Source organism: Methanothrix sp. (assembly GCF_016706325.1).
Lineage (GTDB): Archaea > Halobacteriota > Methanosarcinia > Methanotrichales > Methanotrichaceae > Methanothrix.
Genome location: NZ_JADJJX010000001.1, coordinates 773,681 through 790,058, shown reverse-complemented (window position 1 = coordinate 790,058; position 16,378 = coordinate 773,681). Strand labels below are relative to the sequence as shown.

At 53.4% G+C, this 16,378-nt stretch carries 16 protein-coding genes and 2 tRNA genes; 13 read left to right on the top strand and 5 right to left on the bottom strand.

Annotated features, from left to right (window positions below):
• The first annotated feature begins 15 nt into the window (after nt 1–15).
• The 5 genes from IPI63_RS04150 (at nt 16) to IPI63_RS04130 (ending at nt 5,283) form a co-directional block, all read left to right on the top strand.
• Nucleotides 16–726: a hypothetical protein gene (locus IPI63_RS04150; protein ID WP_292476806.1), complete on the top strand. Its 711-nt coding sequence runs from the start codon at nt 16–18 to the stop codon at nt 724–726.
• Between the two features lie 183 nt (nt 727–909).
• Nucleotides 910–2,004, top strand: a complete 1,095-nt coding sequence (locus IPI63_RS04145; RefSeq protein WP_292476805.1) for an ABC transporter substrate-binding protein — start codon at nt 910–912, stop codon at nt 2,002–2,004.
• 206 nt (nt 2,005–2,210) lie between these two features.
• Nucleotides 2,211–3,317 (top strand): hypothetical protein, encoded by a 1,107-nt coding sequence (locus tag IPI63_RS04140; RefSeq protein WP_292476804.1) that lies wholly within the window; start codon nt 2,211–2,213, stop codon nt 3,315–3,317.
• 5 nt (nt 3,318–3,322) lie between these two features.
• Nucleotides 3,323–4,231, top strand: coding sequence for an ABC transporter ATP-binding protein (locus IPI63_RS04135; protein WP_292476802.1), 909 nt, complete (start codon nt 3,323–3,325; stop codon nt 4,229–4,231).
• The gene (locus tag IPI63_RS04130; RefSeq protein ID WP_292476800.1) at nt 4,228–5,283 is read left to right on the top strand and encodes an ABC transporter permease; all 1,056 of its coding nucleotides are present in this window, start codon (nt 4,228–4,230) and stop codon (nt 5,281–5,283) included. The genes IPI63_RS04135 and IPI63_RS04130 overlap by 4 nt, the downstream gene beginning before the upstream one ends.
• A gap of 101 nt (nt 5,284–5,384) precedes the next feature.
• Here IPI63_RS04130 and IPI63_RS04125 read toward each other — a convergent pair whose 3' ends face one another.
• Nucleotides 5,385–6,218: an NAD(+)/NADH kinase gene (locus IPI63_RS04125; RefSeq protein WP_292476798.1), complete on the bottom strand. Its 834-nt coding sequence runs from the start codon at nt 6,216–6,218 to the stop codon at nt 5,385–5,387.
• Nucleotides 6,211–7,023 (bottom strand): bifunctional fructose-bisphosphatase/inositol-phosphate phosphatase, encoded by an 813-nt coding sequence (locus IPI63_RS04120; RefSeq protein WP_292476796.1) that lies wholly within the window; start codon nt 7,021–7,023, stop codon nt 6,211–6,213. The genes IPI63_RS04125 and IPI63_RS04120 overlap by 8 nt, the downstream gene beginning before the upstream one ends.
• Nucleotides 7,024–7,252: 229 nt before the next feature.
• On the opposite strand from IPI63_RS04120, the gene IPI63_RS04115 reads away from it, so the two are divergent.
• Complete coding sequence (locus tag IPI63_RS04115; protein ID WP_292476794.1) at nt 7,253–8,803, top strand: sodium:solute symporter; 1,551 nt, start codon at nt 7,253–7,255, stop codon at nt 8,801–8,803.
• 52 nt (nt 8,804–8,855) lie between these two features.
• A tRNA-Val gene (locus tag IPI63_RS04110) sits at nt 8,856–8,929 on the top strand.
• A gap of 20 nt (nt 8,930–8,949) precedes the next feature.
• On the opposite strand, the gene IPI63_RS04105 is transcribed toward IPI63_RS04110, so the two are convergent.
• The gene (locus tag IPI63_RS04105; protein WP_292476792.1) at nt 8,950–10,194 is read right to left on the bottom strand and encodes an MgtC/SapB family protein; all 1,245 of its coding nucleotides are present in this window, start codon (nt 10,192–10,194) and stop codon (nt 8,950–8,952) included.
• A 92-nt stretch (nt 10,195–10,286) separates the two neighbouring features.
• On the opposite strand from IPI63_RS04105, the gene nth reads away from it, so the two are divergent.
• Both nth and IPI63_RS04095 read left to right on the top strand, forming a co-directional pair.
• Nucleotides 10,287–10,961, top strand: a complete 675-nt coding sequence (gene nth / locus IPI63_RS04100) for an endonuclease III (protein ID WP_292476791.1) — start codon at nt 10,287–10,289, stop codon at nt 10,959–10,961.
• Nucleotides 10,962–10,989: 28 nt separating this feature from the next.
• Nucleotides 10,990–11,064 (top strand) — tRNA-Glu (locus tag IPI63_RS04095).
• Nucleotides 11,065–11,143: 79 nt separating this feature from the next.
• Here IPI63_RS04095 and IPI63_RS04090 read toward each other — a convergent pair.
• Nucleotides 11,144–11,275, bottom strand: a complete 132-nt coding sequence (locus IPI63_RS04090; protein WP_292476789.1) for a hypothetical protein — start codon at nt 11,273–11,275, stop codon at nt 11,144–11,146.
• 84 nt (nt 11,276–11,359) lie between these two features.
• On the bottom strand, nt 11,360–11,656 hold the full coding sequence (locus IPI63_RS04085; RefSeq protein ID WP_292476788.1) for a hypothetical protein: 297 nt from the start codon (nt 11,654–11,656) through the stop codon (nt 11,360–11,362).
• 719 nt (nt 11,657–12,375) lie between these two features.
• On the opposite strand from IPI63_RS04085, the gene IPI63_RS04080 reads away from it, so the two are divergent.
• The 4 genes from IPI63_RS04080 to serB all read left to right on the top strand — a co-directional run bounded on the left by IPI63_RS04080 (nt 12,376) and on the right by serB (nt 16,229).
• Nucleotides 12,376–12,639, top strand: coding sequence for a hypothetical protein (locus IPI63_RS04080; RefSeq protein WP_292476786.1), 264 nt, complete (start codon nt 12,376–12,378; stop codon nt 12,637–12,639).
• A gap of 4 nt (nt 12,640–12,643) precedes the next feature.
• A protein-coding gene (locus IPI63_RS04075; protein WP_292476785.1) for an IS1 family transposase occupies nt 12,644–13,737 on the top strand; the annotation gives its coding sequence in 2 pieces (ribosomal slippage) (nt 12,644–13,064 and nt 13,064–13,737; 1,095 coding nt in all).
• An 88-nt stretch (nt 13,738–13,825) separates the two neighbouring features.
• Nucleotides 13,826–14,916, top strand: a protein-coding gene (locus IPI63_RS04070) for an IS1 family transposase (RefSeq protein WP_292476783.1) whose coding sequence is annotated in 2 segments (ribosomal slippage) — nt 13,826–14,579 and nt 14,579–14,916 — 1,092 coding nt in all. Because the reading frame shifts where the segments join, the coding sequence is not laid out codon by codon here.
• 161 nt (nt 14,917–15,077) lie between these two features.
• Nucleotides 15,078–16,229, top strand: a complete 1,152-nt coding sequence (gene serB / locus IPI63_RS04065) for a phosphoserine phosphatase SerB (RefSeq protein WP_394357582.1) — start codon at nt 15,078–15,080, stop codon at nt 16,227–16,229.
• Nucleotides 16,230–16,378 lie beyond the last annotated feature (149 nt).

The window sequence follows — 16,378 nt, the reverse complement described above, 5'->3', positions numbered from 1 at the left end:
AGGAGGTAGTGTGGATTGAGTAGAAAAATGATCATTTTAGCGGTCATAGCCATGACCCTAATAGGCATGGCAGGCGCTGCCAATTACATGTACGAGAAATCGTCTGTAAAAGGAGTGGGGTACAGAAGTCTGGAGATGGTCATCTCCACCCAACCTGGCTTTGAGGGTCAGAAGCTGGTGGAGAAGCAGTCCGGCTCAGGAAATGTCATAACCTCCCGGATAGAACTGGAGGCGGAGAGACAGCCTGCGGGCTTAGATTGCATTTGGGCGAACGGCTATCCCATGGATTATATCAACTTCACCTCAGAGCAGGAGCTGGAGTACATGCCCGTCTCTTATCAGACCGGCACCTACGACCAGAAATGGGTAGATAAGCTGTGCGTGCAGAACTACAAGATAGGCGCGGTTATGACGGAGATGTACACCCATGCCGAGCACCTGCAGAAGACCACCGAGGTCAAGACCAGGGGCTACAATGGCCAGACCGAGACGCCTTGCTGTAACGGAGTGCTCGAGGCCAACATAAACAGCAATGTGATCGGCGTCGCTCATATCGGCTGGCTCTCCAGGGATCCCGAGGCCAGCAGCTCCCTCAAGGGCAGACATGCTGAGTATGGCCGGTCGGTCGAGGACCTGACTGGTGTCTTCTCCATTGAGAAGTTCATCCAGCTCTGGGGCAACTCCACCTGCGGAGCAGTCAGCGTTGACTGGCTGCCGTGCTTATAAGGCGCCCCGAATGTTAAACCAACTGCCAGCGCCGTAAAAAGGCGCTATCATCTCCTTTTTTCCTAGTTCTGTGGGCGGAGGGCGGGATAAATGCCCTTTACTAACTGCTGCCCTATAATTATTAACAAAAACGATTTATACTCAGCGCCGTCTTAATAATGACAGGTTATGTGAGGAATAGATATGAAAATACAACTGTTTTCTGTACCCGTAGCACTTGTCATGGTGGCATTGCTGCTGGCACCGGCATGGGCGGCTGAATACCCCCTGACCATCACCGACTCTGCTGGCAGAGAGGTCACTTTCACCCAGCCGATCGAGAGGGTGATCGTCACCAGCTCGGACGCAGCCGAGGCAGTGGTGATGCTGGGAGCGGCGGACAAGGTGGTAGGGATCTCTGATACAGTGAAGAATAAGGGCTACTACTTCCCTCTTCTCAAGGGAAAGCAGAGTGTGGGGAAATGGAATGCTCTGGACTATGAGATGATCGGAGCGATCGCCAGCAATGGAGAGGATACCATCGTTCCCGATATCGTGGTCATCGGCTACAGCTATCCAGGCAAGAGCTACGGCATATACGGCCTGGAGAAGGGACTGGAGCCCTTCAAGAACATCAAGGCGGTGGCTCTGGAGTTCACCAAGCCGGAGAACATGACGCGAGAGGTTGAGATCCTGGGCCAGATTCTGGGCAAGGAAGAGCAGGCTTCCGACTACATCAAATGGTATGATGAAAAGGCCAAATCCATCAAGAATGCTGTGGAAGGAACGAATTTGCCTGTGGTCTATGTGGAGTGGAGCTCCAGTGGAGGCGACCTTTCCACTCTGGGCCCGGGGTCTGCATTTGATCAGGTACTGAAATTGGCAAGGGGCTACAACATCGCCGGCACACTGGAGGATACATATCCGAAGGTGGACTGGGAATGGGTGGTAACAGAAAATCCTGAGGTGATCATTGTGAGACAGACCCAACCTGCAGATCATGCTCAGATCGGCTGGGAGTCTGCCCCCTCTCAGGAGGCAATCAAGCTGCAGAATGCTAAGAATATGCTTATGGAGAGATCGGGAGCTAGCAGAATCAAAGCTGCAAAGTCCGATCGGATCTATTTCATGGACTGGGATATCATGAACGGCCTGGACCAGGTGGTGGGCGCGACCTATCTGGCAAAGGTGCTCCATCCCAAAGCTGATCTCAATCCCGAGGGGGTATACAGCGAATACCTGAAGCGGATAGGCCTTGAATATCCTGATGGGAGGACAATGGTCTATCCGGAGATTTAGTATTGGTGTAATAGGGGGCGAGGCTTCCCTCCTCTTTTTTAGATGCTCGTTTATGCTCTTTGATCCAAGAATAGCCGCTGGACTTCTCTCCTTCGATATCATGCCCAAGGACAGGGCTGCTGATAGACAGATGACAATCTCCAAATAGAGGAAGCAGCACATATCTATTCCCCTAGCCCAGCTAAGCCCGCAGGAGGATTAATCCATTGATTTACAGAAAAACAGATGATAGCCTGAAGAAGGGAGTCTCTGCCCAGATCTCCCTGCCACTCTCACCATTTATGATCGCTGCACTTGTGATCCTCCTCTCACCTCTGCCTGCTCTGGCCGCGGAGGTCGGAGCTCCCGTCCCGCCGGAGAGGTTCTCAGCCGATTACTACAAGGTCTACGGCACCCCTAATCTGACGGCATCCCTGGATAGGTCCCGCATCTATCAGGGCGAGGAGACAGTTCTCATCCTGACACTCACCAACCGGGGCCGAATAACCTCCTTTCAGATAAATGAGGAGCCGGCAGCCAATAGAAGGGAGGAAGTCTTGGCCGCTCAAAAGGAGCTGGAGCTGGAGAAGCAGAGGACTGTGGCTCAGGATGTCTCTGTCCTTCTCCGGGCGGAGAACGAGAGCGCCCTGGAGATCAAACGCCAGATGGCCTTTCCCGGCAGCATCCGAGAGGGCCAGAGCTCTCCCCGGCTGGAGTTCCCCCTGGAGGCCTATGAGAACGCCCTCCCCGGCAGCTACCAGCTGTGGGCTCAGATAGACTACATCTACCAAAAGGATGTGGCTGTAAAGGAGGATGCTAGCCGGCCGGAGAACCCAGACATCTATTACTGGTACGATAGCCTCAGCCAGAGCATTCCCCTCGATCTGATTGTGGAGAGAAGAAGTGGTGTCCAGTTCGAGCTCTTGAATATCACCCCCACCTCCCTCCGGGCGGGCTCGGAGGGGAATGTGATCAGGATAAGGGTGAAAAACACGGGGGATGACCGGGCCAGTGATCTCGTCGCCCGTCTCCGCCCGGAGAGCGGCCTGTATGTGAGCGTTGATGAGTCTCCCATCCCCATTCTCGAGCCCCAGGAGGAGGCGGAGCTTTTCTACAAGATCGATGTCTCCAAGGATGCCCTGCCCGGCAAGAACTACCAGTTAAAAATTATCTTCCAGTTCTCCGACAGCCGCCGGGATGACCTCGCCGACTGGGAGAACGCCTATGTGAGAATCGATGATGGGGGTATTGAATGGTCGCTGGCAGCTCTCTTCATCCTCGCTCTGCTGGCTGCAGCCCTGATCATAGCCGCCCGAAAAAGGATGATGGTCTGAGTTCCATGGCAAGCGATAAAGGCCCGGCGGTATTGGCTCGTGGTGTGACCAAGAGCTTTGGGAGGTTGCTGGCCTTGGACCGGCTGGATGTGGAGATCCCCCGTGGTGTGACCTACTGCCTGCTCGGGCCAAATGGCTCGGGCAAGACCACATTCATCCGCGCCATCGTCCGGCTGCTCCGCCTGGATTCCGGGGAGCTAAGGGTCCTGGGCCGGCCGGTAGCACAGGTGGGCCGGATCTACTCCCGCATCGGATATATGACCCAGCATAAGGCCCTCTATCCCGATCTGACGGTGGAGGAGAACATGGAGTTCTACTCCGGACTCTATGGCATCATGGGGCGAGAGAGAGAGAAGAGAATCGAGGAGCTGCTGGGGATGGTCGCCCTCTCCGAGCACAGAAAACGCCTGGCAGGAGCTCTCTCCGGGGGAATGTACCAGAGGCTCTCTTTGGCCTGCACCCTCATCCATGAGCCAGAGATGCTTTTATTGGACGAGCCCACAGTGGGTGTCGATCCCCGTCTGAGGAAGGTCTTCTGGGAGTACTTCGAGCGCTTGGCGGAAGATGGCAAGACAGTGGTCATCACCACGCACCTCATGGACGAGGCTGAGAGGTGCCAGATGGTGGGCTATATGCGGGCGGGGAGGATGGCCGCCCAGGGGAGCCCGGAGGAGGTTCTGCGGCAGGCTGGCCTTCGCCCAGTTCTGAGCCTCTGGCTGGCAGAGCCGGAGAAGGATGCAGCACATCTGGGAGATCTGGGATACGATATAGAGGTTAGAGGAGAGGTGGTAAATGTCTCTCTTGAGGGCCACGCTCAGATCAAGGAGATATTGGCAGAGGTCTCTCCCGTGGACATACGCCTCTTGGAGCCAAAGCTCGAAGAGGCTTTCCTGCGCCTCTCAGAGGGGTCATGAAAAGGCCGGACCCAGGACGGGTGGGTGTGGTGGCACTGAGGGTCGTCCGCCAGTTGAAGCGCGACCGGCGCACAATTGCCCTGATCACATTTGCCCCCATCTTCCTCATGCTCCTCTTCGGTTATGCCCTCTCTGGAGAGATGACGGGCGTTCAGTTGGGGCTGGTGGACGGCGGAGGCCATCCTGCACTGCGAGACCATCTGCTGTCGATCCAGGACTTCGATATTCTCCGCCTTGGATCAGAATCAGATGCCGAGAAGCTTGTCGCTGAGGGAAGGCTGGACGGCGCTGTGGTCATATATCCCGAGGAGGTGCGGGTCCTATTGGATGCCAGCAGCCTGCAGATCACCCAGGCCATCATCACCGCGGTAAGGGATGGATTGGGGCAGGAGGGGGCAGGAAGAGCATCTGAGACCCTGCTGGTCACCCGCTATATCTTTGGCTATGACCTGGAGATGATAGATACAATCGGACCCGCAATTCTTGGCTTCGTTGTATTCTTCTTCACCTTCATCCTGGCTGCGATCTCATTTCTCAGGGAGAGGACCCTTGGCACGCTGGAGAAGTTCATGGTATCGCCCTTGAGCAGAATAGAGATAGTCTCCGGCTACATCCTCGGCTTCAGCCTGGTTGCCGTCATCCAATCAGCGACTACATTGCTCATAGTCATTTATCTCTTCGGCGTGCCGATGAGAGGCAGCATTCTTGATGCCTTTATCGTGATCCTCCTTTTGGGGGCTGGGGCTTTGGCCCTGGGCTCATTTGTTTCAAACTTTGCCCGAAGCGAGTTTCAGGTGGTACAGTTCATCCCCGTTGTCATCATCCCCCAGATAGTTCTCTGTGGCGTCTTCTGGCCGGTGCAATCGATCCCCGGATTTCTTCGCCCCCTCTCAAACATCCTCCCCCTGACCTATGCCAGCGACGCCCTGAGGGCGATTATGCTCAAAGGATCCAGCCTATCTGAGATCTTTCCTGATCTAGCATTCCTGTGTGGCTTTTTTCTTCTGATGTTCGCCGCTGCCACACTGATGCTCAAAAGAGAGGTGGGCTAGAAGGCTGGCCCAATGGAAGAGATTAGAGTGAAAAGAGTTCGGATCAAAAGGCGGAGAGGGAAAGAGCAGCGAAGAGATGGTGTCCTCCAGCTCATTCGCCTCTAGGTCAGCTTGCTCTTCACCTTGGCATAAAAGCCGCCCTCTGCCACCTTTACAAACCTGGCCGGGGTCTTGGCCTTGCTTATCACTATTCTGTCCTGGGAGGATACGGATGTCGAGCTCTGGCCATCCACCACCACCAGCGCCTCCTTCTCAGGCAGCTTGAGCCGGACCTCGATGACGCTGCCCCCGGGCATCACCCAGGGGCGGCTGGAGAGCTTGAAGGGGGCCATGGGAACCAGGACGATGGCATCCACACGGGGATCGACGATGGGGCCTCCGGCGGACATGGCATAAGCAGTAGAGCCGGTAGCAGTGGCTATGATCACCCCATCCGCCCGGAAGTCCTCCATCAAAGAGCCATCCACCAGGATCTCAAACTCTATCATCTTGGCCGGGCTGGCGGTGATAAGGGCGATCTCATTGGTGGCGCGGGGCATGCAGACCCCGTTTATGAGCATCTTCAGCCGGGAGCGCTCATCCACCACAAATCCTGAAAGGAGGCGCTTTATGGTCGTCTCCGCATCCGCAGGCTCCACATCCACCAGAAAGCCCAGGGTGCCCATGTTTATCCCCAGGATGGGCACCGGGTCGGCCATCTTATGAATGGTCCTGAGGATGGTGCCATCTCCTCCGATGGAGACTATGAAGTCCACCCGTCCCTGTTCCATCTCCTGAACAGAGGAAGGAGGCCTTCCTATCTTTACAGCGAGGTCCTCGTCCACCAGGATCCCAACGCCCTCTTTCCAGGACTCGATCTCCTGGATGAGCTTTGCTGCCAGCGAGACAGGCCCCTCCCCCCTCCGAGAGACAAATCCGATCTTAATCTCAATCACCCTCGATGAGCCTCAGAAGATCCTGATGCCTCCGGCCGTTGGAGCCGACCACACACCTCTTCTGCCACATACCCCTCTCCAGTTGGAGCTGACATCCCTTTGAATCGGATACCTGTCCCCCTGCCTCCTCTATGATCAGGCAGCCCGCCGCCACGTCCACCACCCTCATCATCCCCCGCAGATCGACGAATGAGTCCAGCTTTCCTGAGGCGACCAGGGCCATCTCCAGGGAGGCGCTCCCTAAGGTGCGAATCCTCCTCACCCGGTCTCCTATCCTTGTGACCCGGCCAGTATGAGGGCGAATGGTATAGGCGGAGATGCTGAAGCTCATGAGATCATCATTTTTGGACACGGATATTCTCTCACCAGATCCTGCATAAGCCCCTCTGCCGGCCTCGGCATAGAAGCTTGCCCCCCGGGCAAGGTCGTAGATGTATCCCAGACGGCAGTCATCTCCGCGGATGTATATCGAGAGGGCATAGAAGGGGATTCCTGCAATGGCATTGAATGTTCCGTCCAGGGGATCGAGATGAAGGAAATGATCCGGGTTCCTGCCCACTATCATCTCACCCTTCTCCTCGCTCAGCACCCAAAAGCCCTTGCCTGATGATTTCAGCACCTCCAGGACTGCATCCTCTGCCGCGCGGTCTATCCTCTTGGTGGGGGTGCCGTCAGCACCTATGTTCACCATCTGTCCGCCTGCGGCCATCCCAACCATATCCCGGATGGAGGAGGATACAGCGGCAGAGGCGCGGTCGCAAATCTCCAGGAGTTCACTGCCTGAGGAAGAAAGTAGCTCACTCATCCCTGGAGATGTGGTGAGATCACTATAAAAGCCCTCAGTTGAGAACTCTCCGGAAGCTCTCCTGAGGGGACGGTTAGATTTATTAGACCCTGGCCTGAACCATGCTCACACGCAACACATATGGAGGGTTTAATCTGATCTTAGGACTGCCGACAGAGACATTCATTGGAATCATCATTGTGCCAGTATTCATCTCAATTCTGCTCTTGATATGGGCCCTGAGGTGGTGATGGAGATGGACATTAGCACTCTGGTTGTAGTCGCTGTCTATTTCATAGGTCTCATCACCATTGGCGCCTTCGCCTCAAAGAAGATCAAGAACTCTGAGGACTTCCTGGTGGCGGGAAGGAACCTGGGATTCTGGACGTTCACCCTTCTCATAGTATCGAGCATCTGCAGCGGGATGACCATTCTGGGGGTGGCGGGCCTCGGATATGCCACTGGCTGGCCGAGCATCTGGGAGCAGATATTCGTCCCCCTCTGCGCCGCAGTCTGCATACTCTTCTTCGGAGCGAAGATCCATTCAGTCGCCGCCAAGACAGGTTATGTGACCATGCAGGACTATTTTGCCCACCGCTTCTACAGCCCGCGGGGGATCAGAGGTACTTCGGCCATAATCGGCGTCTTCATCTCCATCATCTATCTGGTGGGGCAGTACATCTCCATCAGCATGGTCTTGTCATGGCTCTTCAAGATACCCTATCAATGGGCTCTGGTGATCGGCGCAGTCATCGTCATGGGCTATACCATCCTGGGAGGGTTGTATGCCATTGGCATGGCTTCCTTGATCCAGGGAATGATGATCCTCCTGGGAGTGCTGCTCGTCGGTCCGGTGGTGATCGATGCCGCCGGTGGACTGACCCATATCAATGCCATCCTGGCGGAGATCGATGTCAATATGACCCATCTGTGGTATCCTCAGATCCATCCCCCCTATGCCGGCTATGCCTTCATGACCCCCATGTATCTGATATCATTCTTCTTCCTGCTCACCTTCGGCCTGGCAGCAGCTCCTCATGTGGTAAACAATGTGCTAGCCGCGCGGGAGGACAGATATTTCAAGTGGGCACCCCTTGCCGCCTTCGTCATTTATGCAGTGATCATGTACCTGTGCAAGATCACAGGATATGCCGCCAGATCGATGACCCAGGAGGGTATGATCGCCATGCCCACCGGGGTCACCAATCCTGCTGACTACTCTTTCATTGTGGCCTCGGAGTATGTCTTCCCCGGTTTATTTGCTCCTCTGGTGGCGGTGATCGTCCTCTCGGCGGTGATGTCCACCACCGACCGCCTGATGCTGACCATCGGAAGCTATGTTAGCTGGGACATATACCGGCAGTTCATCAACAGGGATGCCTCTGAGAAGTCGATCACCCTTCTCAGCCGGGCGGCAATAGTCGCCTCTACCATCCTCACTCTGTACCTGGCCTGGTCCAATCCTCCTGAGCTTTTGGCCTGGCTGATCTGGATGGCCATCGGAGTGATGCTGGCCTGCTTTGTGACCCCTCTCTTCGCCGGGCTGTACTGGCGCCGGGCCACCAGAGAGGGAGCCTTGGCCTCGATGGTCGTGGGATTGGTGGGGACGTTTGCCTTCAGCTATTATGCCAAGTATGTTGCCGCCATGCCCATGCATCCCAGCATGTATGGATTTGTCCTCTCAGTGGCAGCGATGATCCTGGTCAGCCTGGCGACGGCCAAGCCCTCCGAGAGGCTTTTGGATGAGACCCGGACTGGGATGTATATTCGCAGCGCAGAGGAGAGAGGGCCCCGGTCCTAAGCCCCGTTCCTAAGCGATAAGGTCTAATATGACGAGCAGATAGTAAGGGGCAGGGCCCGTGGTCTAGCTGGTTATGACATCGCCCTTACACGGCGGGGATCACGCGTTCGAACCGCGTCGGGCCCATCCTCTCCTTTTTCCCTGTTCTAGAGCAAGAGCAACGCTAGGATTCCAGCCAACGCAGTTGGTAGAAGGATCGCAGCTGTCTGGTTGCCGAAATCTCTGCTGCCCAGGGTATAGGATATGACCAGCTTTACCAGGGTGTTGGCGATCACCGCCAGGGTGATGGAGGTAGCAGCAACGCTGGGGAGCAGGCTTGACCTGGCCAGGGTGGCCAGGCTCAAGGTGATGGCATCGAGATTCACCAGGCCCGAGAGTATGCTGGCGGCATAGATTCCCATATCTCCAAAGTACAGGCTGGCGAGATTGGATATGATCAAGACCAGGGCGAAGAGGGAGCCCAGCTTGAGGGCGGGGAGGATGCGGAAGGGGTCTGAGATCTTCACCTCGCTGTCCTGAGGCGGGCTCCTGCGCCGAGATATATAGGCAAGCGCAGTTCCGACGGCGGTCATGGCCAGCAGAGGGATGAACAGATCCGGCAGTATCTCCTTGTTTATCACAGCGGCAATTAACAGGACTCTGGGAAAGGCAGTGCTGCTGGCGATGGCAGTGGCAAAGACGGCAGAGGATGTTATCTGGGGATTGATCCTCGACCTCTCAGCCAGGGAGGTGGTGACGGCGATGCTCGAGGCCATCCCCCCCAGGATGCCAGTGAGGGTCAGGCCCCTCTCCGTTCCCACTATGCGGATGAGGATATAGCCGGTGAAGCCTATCAGACTGACCAGAATCACAAAGAGCCAGATCTGGCGGAGGTTGATGACCCCCCAGGGGTCCAGGGGCTCCTCGGGCAGTAAGGGGTAGATCACCAGGGCGATGATGCCCATCTTCAGTGTGTCGAGCAGGTCAGCCTCATGCAAGCCCTCAACGTAGTGGTGGGTGATCGTCCGGGTGGCCAGGATCCAGGTGATGATAATGGCCAGGGAGACGGCCAGGGTGATCTTCTCGGGAAAGGTGGCGAGCATTCCCAGGATGAATGTGACCACTGCAGCCACAGCGGCAGTTAGATCTATCCTTCCCAGGGAGCTGACGGCGGAGGCGTAGCCCACTGATACCAGGATGACCAGTGAGACAAGAGCGCCCACGGCAAAGAGGGGGCCAAAATCGGTTGCCAGGGTGGCAGAGAGGGCCCCCAGGAGGGAGATAAGTATGAAGGTCCTCAGGCCGGCCACCCCCCTCACCTTCTCCCCTGCCAGGCGACGCTGGCGCTCAGTGCCGATGAGCGCTCCTATGAGCATGGCCACTAGAAAGGGATAGATCTCGACAAAATCCATCTGCCCCTTTATTTCATTACATGGTTTAATAAATTTTTGCTGACTGAATATTCGTGATAAGCTTTAAAGCATTGTGATCAGTGCTATGAGGGATGGTCGGGCAAAAGGCAAGCGATAAGGTTGGAGAGTGCATTTGCATTCTGGAGGAGCTGTACGGTCTTCCCGAGGTGGATGAGATCGATCCGGTGGACCTGCTGGTGAGGACCATTCTCTCTCAGAACACTAGCGATATCAACAGCCTGCGGGCATTCGCCAGTCTGAAGAGGGCCTATGGGGACTACGAGTCTCTCCTCTCCACCCGAGCGGAGGAGGTGGCGGAGAGCATTCGGGAGGGGGGGCTGGCGGAGATCAAGGCCCGGCGGATACAGGAGGCTCTCTTGCGGATCAAGAGCGATCGGGGGGCGATAGAGATCGGCTTTCTGAGGGGGATGGAGAAGGAGGCGGCCATGAGCTACCTTCTCTCCCTGCCCGGGGTGGGGCCCAAGACCGCCTCCATCGTCCTGCTCTTTGCCTTTGGCATGCCGTTCATGCCTGTGGACACCCACGTTTTCCGGGTCTCGCAGCGGCTGGGGCTGGTAGCTCCCGGCCTCTCCCCGGAGAAGGCGCAGAAGGCCTTGGAGGAGATCGTGCCGCCGGAGAGATACAGCTCCTTTCACCTCAATCTGATCAGCCACGGGAGGCTGGTCTGCCGGGCAAGGGGGCCAAAATGCGAGGAGTGTGCATTGCAGGGGTGCTGCGACTTTTTCCTCCAGGGCCAAAAGCCTTAAATGATAGAAGGAACCACCCCCAATCCGCGCTCCGGTAGTGTAGCTCGGCCAATCATGTGGGACTCTCACTCCTTCGACTTGGGTTCAAATCCCAACCGGAGCATATAAACACCAAGCAATTGCAATGAAATTTTAGATGGATTAAAATACAACTATCATTCTGCTCTCACCAAACGGATGAATCAGGGAGATGCCAGGGCCTCACAGGGGTTTACCCGGCTTTTCTTTGCTGCTCCTTTGCGGATTACTCTTTTTGCTCCTTCCTCAAAGAGGTGGGAGATGCCCTTATAAGCATCAGATCTCCTGATCTCCATCACCTCCTGATCTCCATCACCCCCTGGTCTCCATCACCTCAATGGTGAAATGGTCCTTGTGAAGAGCGATGAGGCCGATGGCTGTTATGTCACCGGGGCGAGCTCATGCAATTGCTCCGCGGCGATCTGCAACCTTGGGAAGTTGTGCAAACACTCCTGGAAGCGCTTTAGCCAGCCAGTGAAGCCTGCGGCCTGGAGGGTGGTAAGCTCAGGGACAGCCTGCCAGGCTGGGCAGGGCCGGATGGCCGGCGGGCAAATAGGCCGGTGGAGGCGGTTTGAATGGCCGCCGCCTGCACTCTCCAGCAGCTTGAATATGAGGCCGAATTGGGGCGCTACTGTATGGAGATGGCCGCCCACCTGCAAGCTCGGCCGCCTTGCCAAGGTCGATGAGTTCATAGGGCTTCTGCAGGAAATGAAAAAGGAAAGCAAAGAGCTTTTCGCCGAACTCTTTCCGGCCTCTTTCCGGAGATGGTTCGTATATCGTGAATCCAAAAATTTGTTATTCAATCTGATTTCGAATCATGTATTGTACGCAAAAGCATTTGTGTATCAAAAACAGCCAAGTTACGATATGCAAATTGTTTTGTATACCATGTAGGTTACATTTTAATATGCAATTCAATTAATAGGTTATTATTCTACATCCTCTGTAATATTAAGCAATTTTGAAAAGTGAAAATTGTTGGCCTACTGCCGCGGCTTTCATTTGCGATGACAGCCAGAAAGCTGCAGAGCTTGTTGGCATGCATGTAATGAGACCCATGGCTGTCGATATTCCGAAGCTGGCAGTATGCTTTAGAGTCTTCCAGCAGTGTCACAGCCACCGCCACCCATGAGAAGACTCCCTGATCAGACCGAACCTTTTGAGCTCTTCAAGCTGGTTTGAGACGAGCTTAACAGCCTGGCTATCCCGAGGATCTATGCCTAGTCCTCCGTACCTGAAGGCAGCAGGCCTGGTCCAGGAAGATCTGAAGAATCAGAAACGCTGGAAGTAGGTTCGTTATGAACGAAAGCACAGCATGTCGGCTGGGCATATTGACTGGCATGAATGGGATAGGACTGATATCAAAGTTTGTGTAATTCTGGATGATGCATCCAGGATGGTGCTGGCTGGTGGGGAGTTTACCGAGATCAATACAGAGAACATCATGCTGATGATCGACCAATTAGTGGACAAATTCTGGTGGCTTTGTCCCTTGAGGGAGCTGATACTCGATCATGGCAGCGAATTTGGAGCCCATAGAATCCATGGCGACGGAAGCTGGAATAGTGAATTCAAAGATCACCTCAAAAAATATGGGGTCGTGAATCTACAATCGGCTGTTATTTATATAACCTATTCCTATATGCTACATGGGGTGTAGCAAAATGGGCAAAAGAGGTCCAAAGCCTCGATTCTTGGATGTAGCATGCCCGAATGAGCAGTGCAATCTATTTGGAATTGCTGGGAAAGGAAACGTCACTGTGTACGGAACTTACAAGATAAGCTCCGGCAAGGTCAGGAAATATATTTGCCACACATGTGGTACCAGATTCTGTGATAGAACTAACACTGCATTCTATGACACAAGAACAAACGAAGAAAAGATCAAGCTGGCTCTAAAAATGGCCATGCGTGGAATGAGTGTCTTAGGAATAGCTGAGATCCTTGAGTCAAAACCATCTACTGTAAGCACTTGGATCTCGAAAGCAGCAAAGCATAGTGAAAAAGTCAATGAAGTTGTCTTGAAGGATGTAGAGACCCCAAAGGTAGAGATGGACGAGGCATGGACTTTTGTGGGGAAAAAACACTACCCAGAGAAGGTGAATACGAAGATAAAGGAACTTGGATCTGGATAAGCATGGCTGCAAATTGCAGGTTGGTGCTTTCACATGTTATCGGTGAGCGATCTCAGGAAAATGCAGATCAGCTCGTTTCAAATACTGCCAAAAGACTCAGATCAATGCCGCTCTTTGTGACAGATGGATTAAGACTATATGCAGCAGCTCTTCGAAAGCAATATGGAAAACTACAGCCGTTCGCACCAACAGGCAAGCGAGGGCGACCTCGAAGTCCTAAATTAATCGTAGATGAACTATTACAATATGCTCAAGTCATTAAAATGAGGGTCAACGGTAGACTAAAAAAAGTGGTCAAGAGAATCATATTTGGCAAAGATATAGACCACAAAATGATATCTACCAGCTACATTGAACGGCAAAACCTGACATGCAGACAAGATAATAACCGCATATCAAGGAAAACCATAGGTTTCTCTAAGGAGACTGCAGAATTGAATAACCAAATGACCCTATATTTCGCGCACTTCAACTACTGCCGAAAGCATCGTGCTCTAAAATATAGAAATGAGATGGGCATAACGAAGTTCAATAGTCCCGCGAAGCAAGCTGGCTTAATCGATCATGTCTGGAGCTTGCAGGAACTCTTGACTTTTCCATATTACAAAACTCAAACCCATTAGAGGCTCACGACCGCAAAGTGGGTCGTGAATCTACAATCGGCTGTTATTTATATAACCTATTCCTATATGCTACATGGGGTGTAGCAAAATGGGCAAAAGAGGTCCAAAGCCTCGATTCTTGGATGTAGCATGCCCGAATGAGCAGTGCAATCTATTTGGAATTGCTGGGAAAGGAAACGTCACTGTGTACGGAACTTACAAGATAAGCTCCGGCAAGGTCAGGAAATATATTTGCCACACATGTGGTACCAGATTCTGTGATAGAACTAACACTGCATTCTATGACACAAGAACAAACGAAGAAAAGATCAAGCTGGCTCTAAAAATGGCCATGCGTGGAATGAGTGTCTTAGGAATAGCTGAGATCCTTGAGTCAAAACCATCTACTGTAAGCACTTGGATCTCGAAAGCAGCAAAGCATAGTGAAAAAGTCAATGAAGTTGTCTTGAAGGATGTAGAGACCCCAAAGGTAGAGATGGACGAGGCATGGACTTTTGTGGGGAAAACACTACCCAGAGAAGGTGAATACGAAGATAAAGGAACTTGGATCTGGATAAGCATGGCTGCAAATTGCAGGTTGGTGCTTTCACATGTTATCGGTGAGCGATCTCAGGAAAATGCAGATCAGCTCGTTTCAAATACTGCCAAAAGACTCAGATCAATGCCGCTCTTTGTGACAGATGGATTAAGACTATATGCAGCAGCTCTTCGAAAGCAATATGGAAAACTACAGCCGTTCGCACCAACAGGCAAGCGAGGGCGACCTCGAAGTCCTAAATTAATCGTAGATGAACTATTACAATATGCTCAAGTCATTAAAATGAGGGTCAACGGTAGACTAAAAAAGTGGTCAAGAGAATCATATTTGGCAAAGATATAGACCACAAAATGATATCTACCAGCTACATTGAACGGCAAAACCTGACATGCAGACAAGATAATAACCGCATATCAAGGAAAACCATAGGTTTCTCTAAGGAGACTGCAGAATTGAATAACCAAATGACCCTATATTTCGCGCACTTCAACTACTGCCGAAAGCATCGTGCTCTAAAATATAGAAATGAGATGGGCATAACGAAGTTCAATAGTCCCGCGAAGCAAGCTGGCTTAATCGATCATGTCTGGAGCTTGCAGGAACTCTTGACTTTTCCATATTACAAAACTCAAACCCATTAGAGGCTCACGACCGCAAAGTGACATTGTTTATTGGACCACTCCTATCCGAAAAGGTATATAGGCATGAGATGCAGGCATGAGAGGACGAGTGTGAGAGCGATGCAACCACTGAAAAAGGGGGATTGTGCCCTCTGACTGATGATCTCTGGGTCATATCTTTCATAGGCCGGGACAGGCCTGGCCTGATTCGCGACATTCTGAATAGGCCCGCCCTTCAGAGTGTGAACATCGTGGATATGGATCAGAGGGTGATGCAGGGGATATGCGTCATGACAGTGGTTGCCGATTTTGCCTCAGCAGAGACCACCCCCGGCAAGCTGGAGCAGTGGTACCAGGATAATGCAGAGAGACTGGCCATAGACTTCTCCTTCCTTCCCCTGGAGGGGCATCAGGGCCGGCGTCAGACTGCTAAGGAGCTCTATGTGGTCACCATTCTGGCCAGGGACCGGCCGGGGATCATTCGCGATGTGGCTGAGGTGGCCACCAGATATGAGATCAATATCGAGAGGGCCTCGGTCACCGCCCGGGGGGAGTTGATCTCCATTGAGTTTCTGATGGACTTTGCCGAATGCATTGTTGAAGACTGCCGGGCACAGCTTAAGAGGGAGTGTGAGCGGCTGGGGCTGGATGTGGTGATACAGGATCTGAGCCAATCCAGAAAGGAGAAGAGGCTCATAGTCTTCGATATGGATATGACCATTGTGGACTTCGAGATCATCAACCGCCTGGCCAGCTTCGCCGGGGTGGACGAGGAGGTGAAGGCGATCACTGACCGGGCGATGAACGGCGAGATGGACTTCAAGGAATCCCTCCGCCAGAGGGTGTGCCTGCTGAAGGGAATGCCCCTCACCACTCTGCAGGAGATAGCCGCAGATCTCGAGCTCACCCCGGGCTCTGAGGAGCTGATCCATCACTTAAAACAGGTGGGATACAAGATCGCCCTGATCAGTGGCGGGTTCACTTACTTCACAGATGTGCTGAAAGAGCGCCTGGGATTTGATTATGTCTTTGCCAATGTTCTGGAGATCGAAGATGGTGTTCTCACCGGGAGGATCAAGGGGGATATAATCGATGCCGAGGCCAAGGGGCGGATGATCTTCCAGTTGGCAGAGAAGGAGAAGATCAGCCCGGACAACATCGTAGCAGTGGGGGATGGGGCCAATGACTGCCTGATGATCAAGAATGCCGGCTTGGGGGTGGCCTTCAATGCCAAAGAGGTGCTCAAGAAGGTCTCAGATGGGTCGCTATCCAGGGAGAACCTCCTGGGATTGCTGAATGTCCTGGGCCTGGCGGAGAAGGAGAGAGAAGTTTAGACAGCCAAAGCCCCTGGATCTCTGTCCTGTCTGCAGGATCATCGAATCCGTTGACGAAAAAAAACAGTCTGGTCCACTGCTATTTCATCGTTGATTGGAAAATTGTAAAGGATGTTTTGAGGATAGAGCCCTCAATCCTCAGATCCAAT

Coding starts and splice junctions, on each gene's coding strand:
- IPI63_RS04145 (WP_292476805.1), top strand. CDS start 910: ATGAAAATACAACTGTTTTCTGTACCCGTAGCACTTGTCATGGTGGCA.
- IPI63_RS04135 (WP_292476802.1), top strand. CDS start 3,323: ATGGCAAGCGATAAAGGCCCGGCGGTATTGGCTCGTGGTGTGACCAAG.
- IPI63_RS04130 (WP_292476800.1), top strand. CDS start 4,228: ATGAAAAGGCCGGACCCAGGACGGGTGGGTGTGGTGGCACTGAGGGTC.
- IPI63_RS04120 (WP_292476796.1), bottom strand. CDS start 7,023: ATGAGTGAGCTACTTTCTTCCTCAGGCAGTGAACTCCTGGAGATTTGC.
- IPI63_RS04115 (WP_292476794.1), top strand. CDS start 7,253: ATGGAGATGGACATTAGCACTCTGGTTGTAGTCGCTGTCTATTTCATA.
- IPI63_RS04105 (WP_292476792.1), bottom strand. CDS start 10,194: ATGGATTTTGTCGAGATCTATCCCTTTCTAGTGGCCATGCTCATAGGA.
- nth (WP_292476791.1), top strand. CDS start 10,287: ATGGTCGGGCAAAAGGCAAGCGATAAGGTTGGAGAGTGCATTTGCATT.
- IPI63_RS04090 (WP_292476789.1), bottom strand. CDS start 11,275: ATGGAGATCAGGAGATCTGATGCTTATAAGGGCATCTCCCACCTCTTT.
- IPI63_RS04080 (WP_292476786.1), top strand. CDS start 12,376: ATGGTGCTGGCTGGTGGGGAGTTTACCGAGATCAATACAGAGAACATC.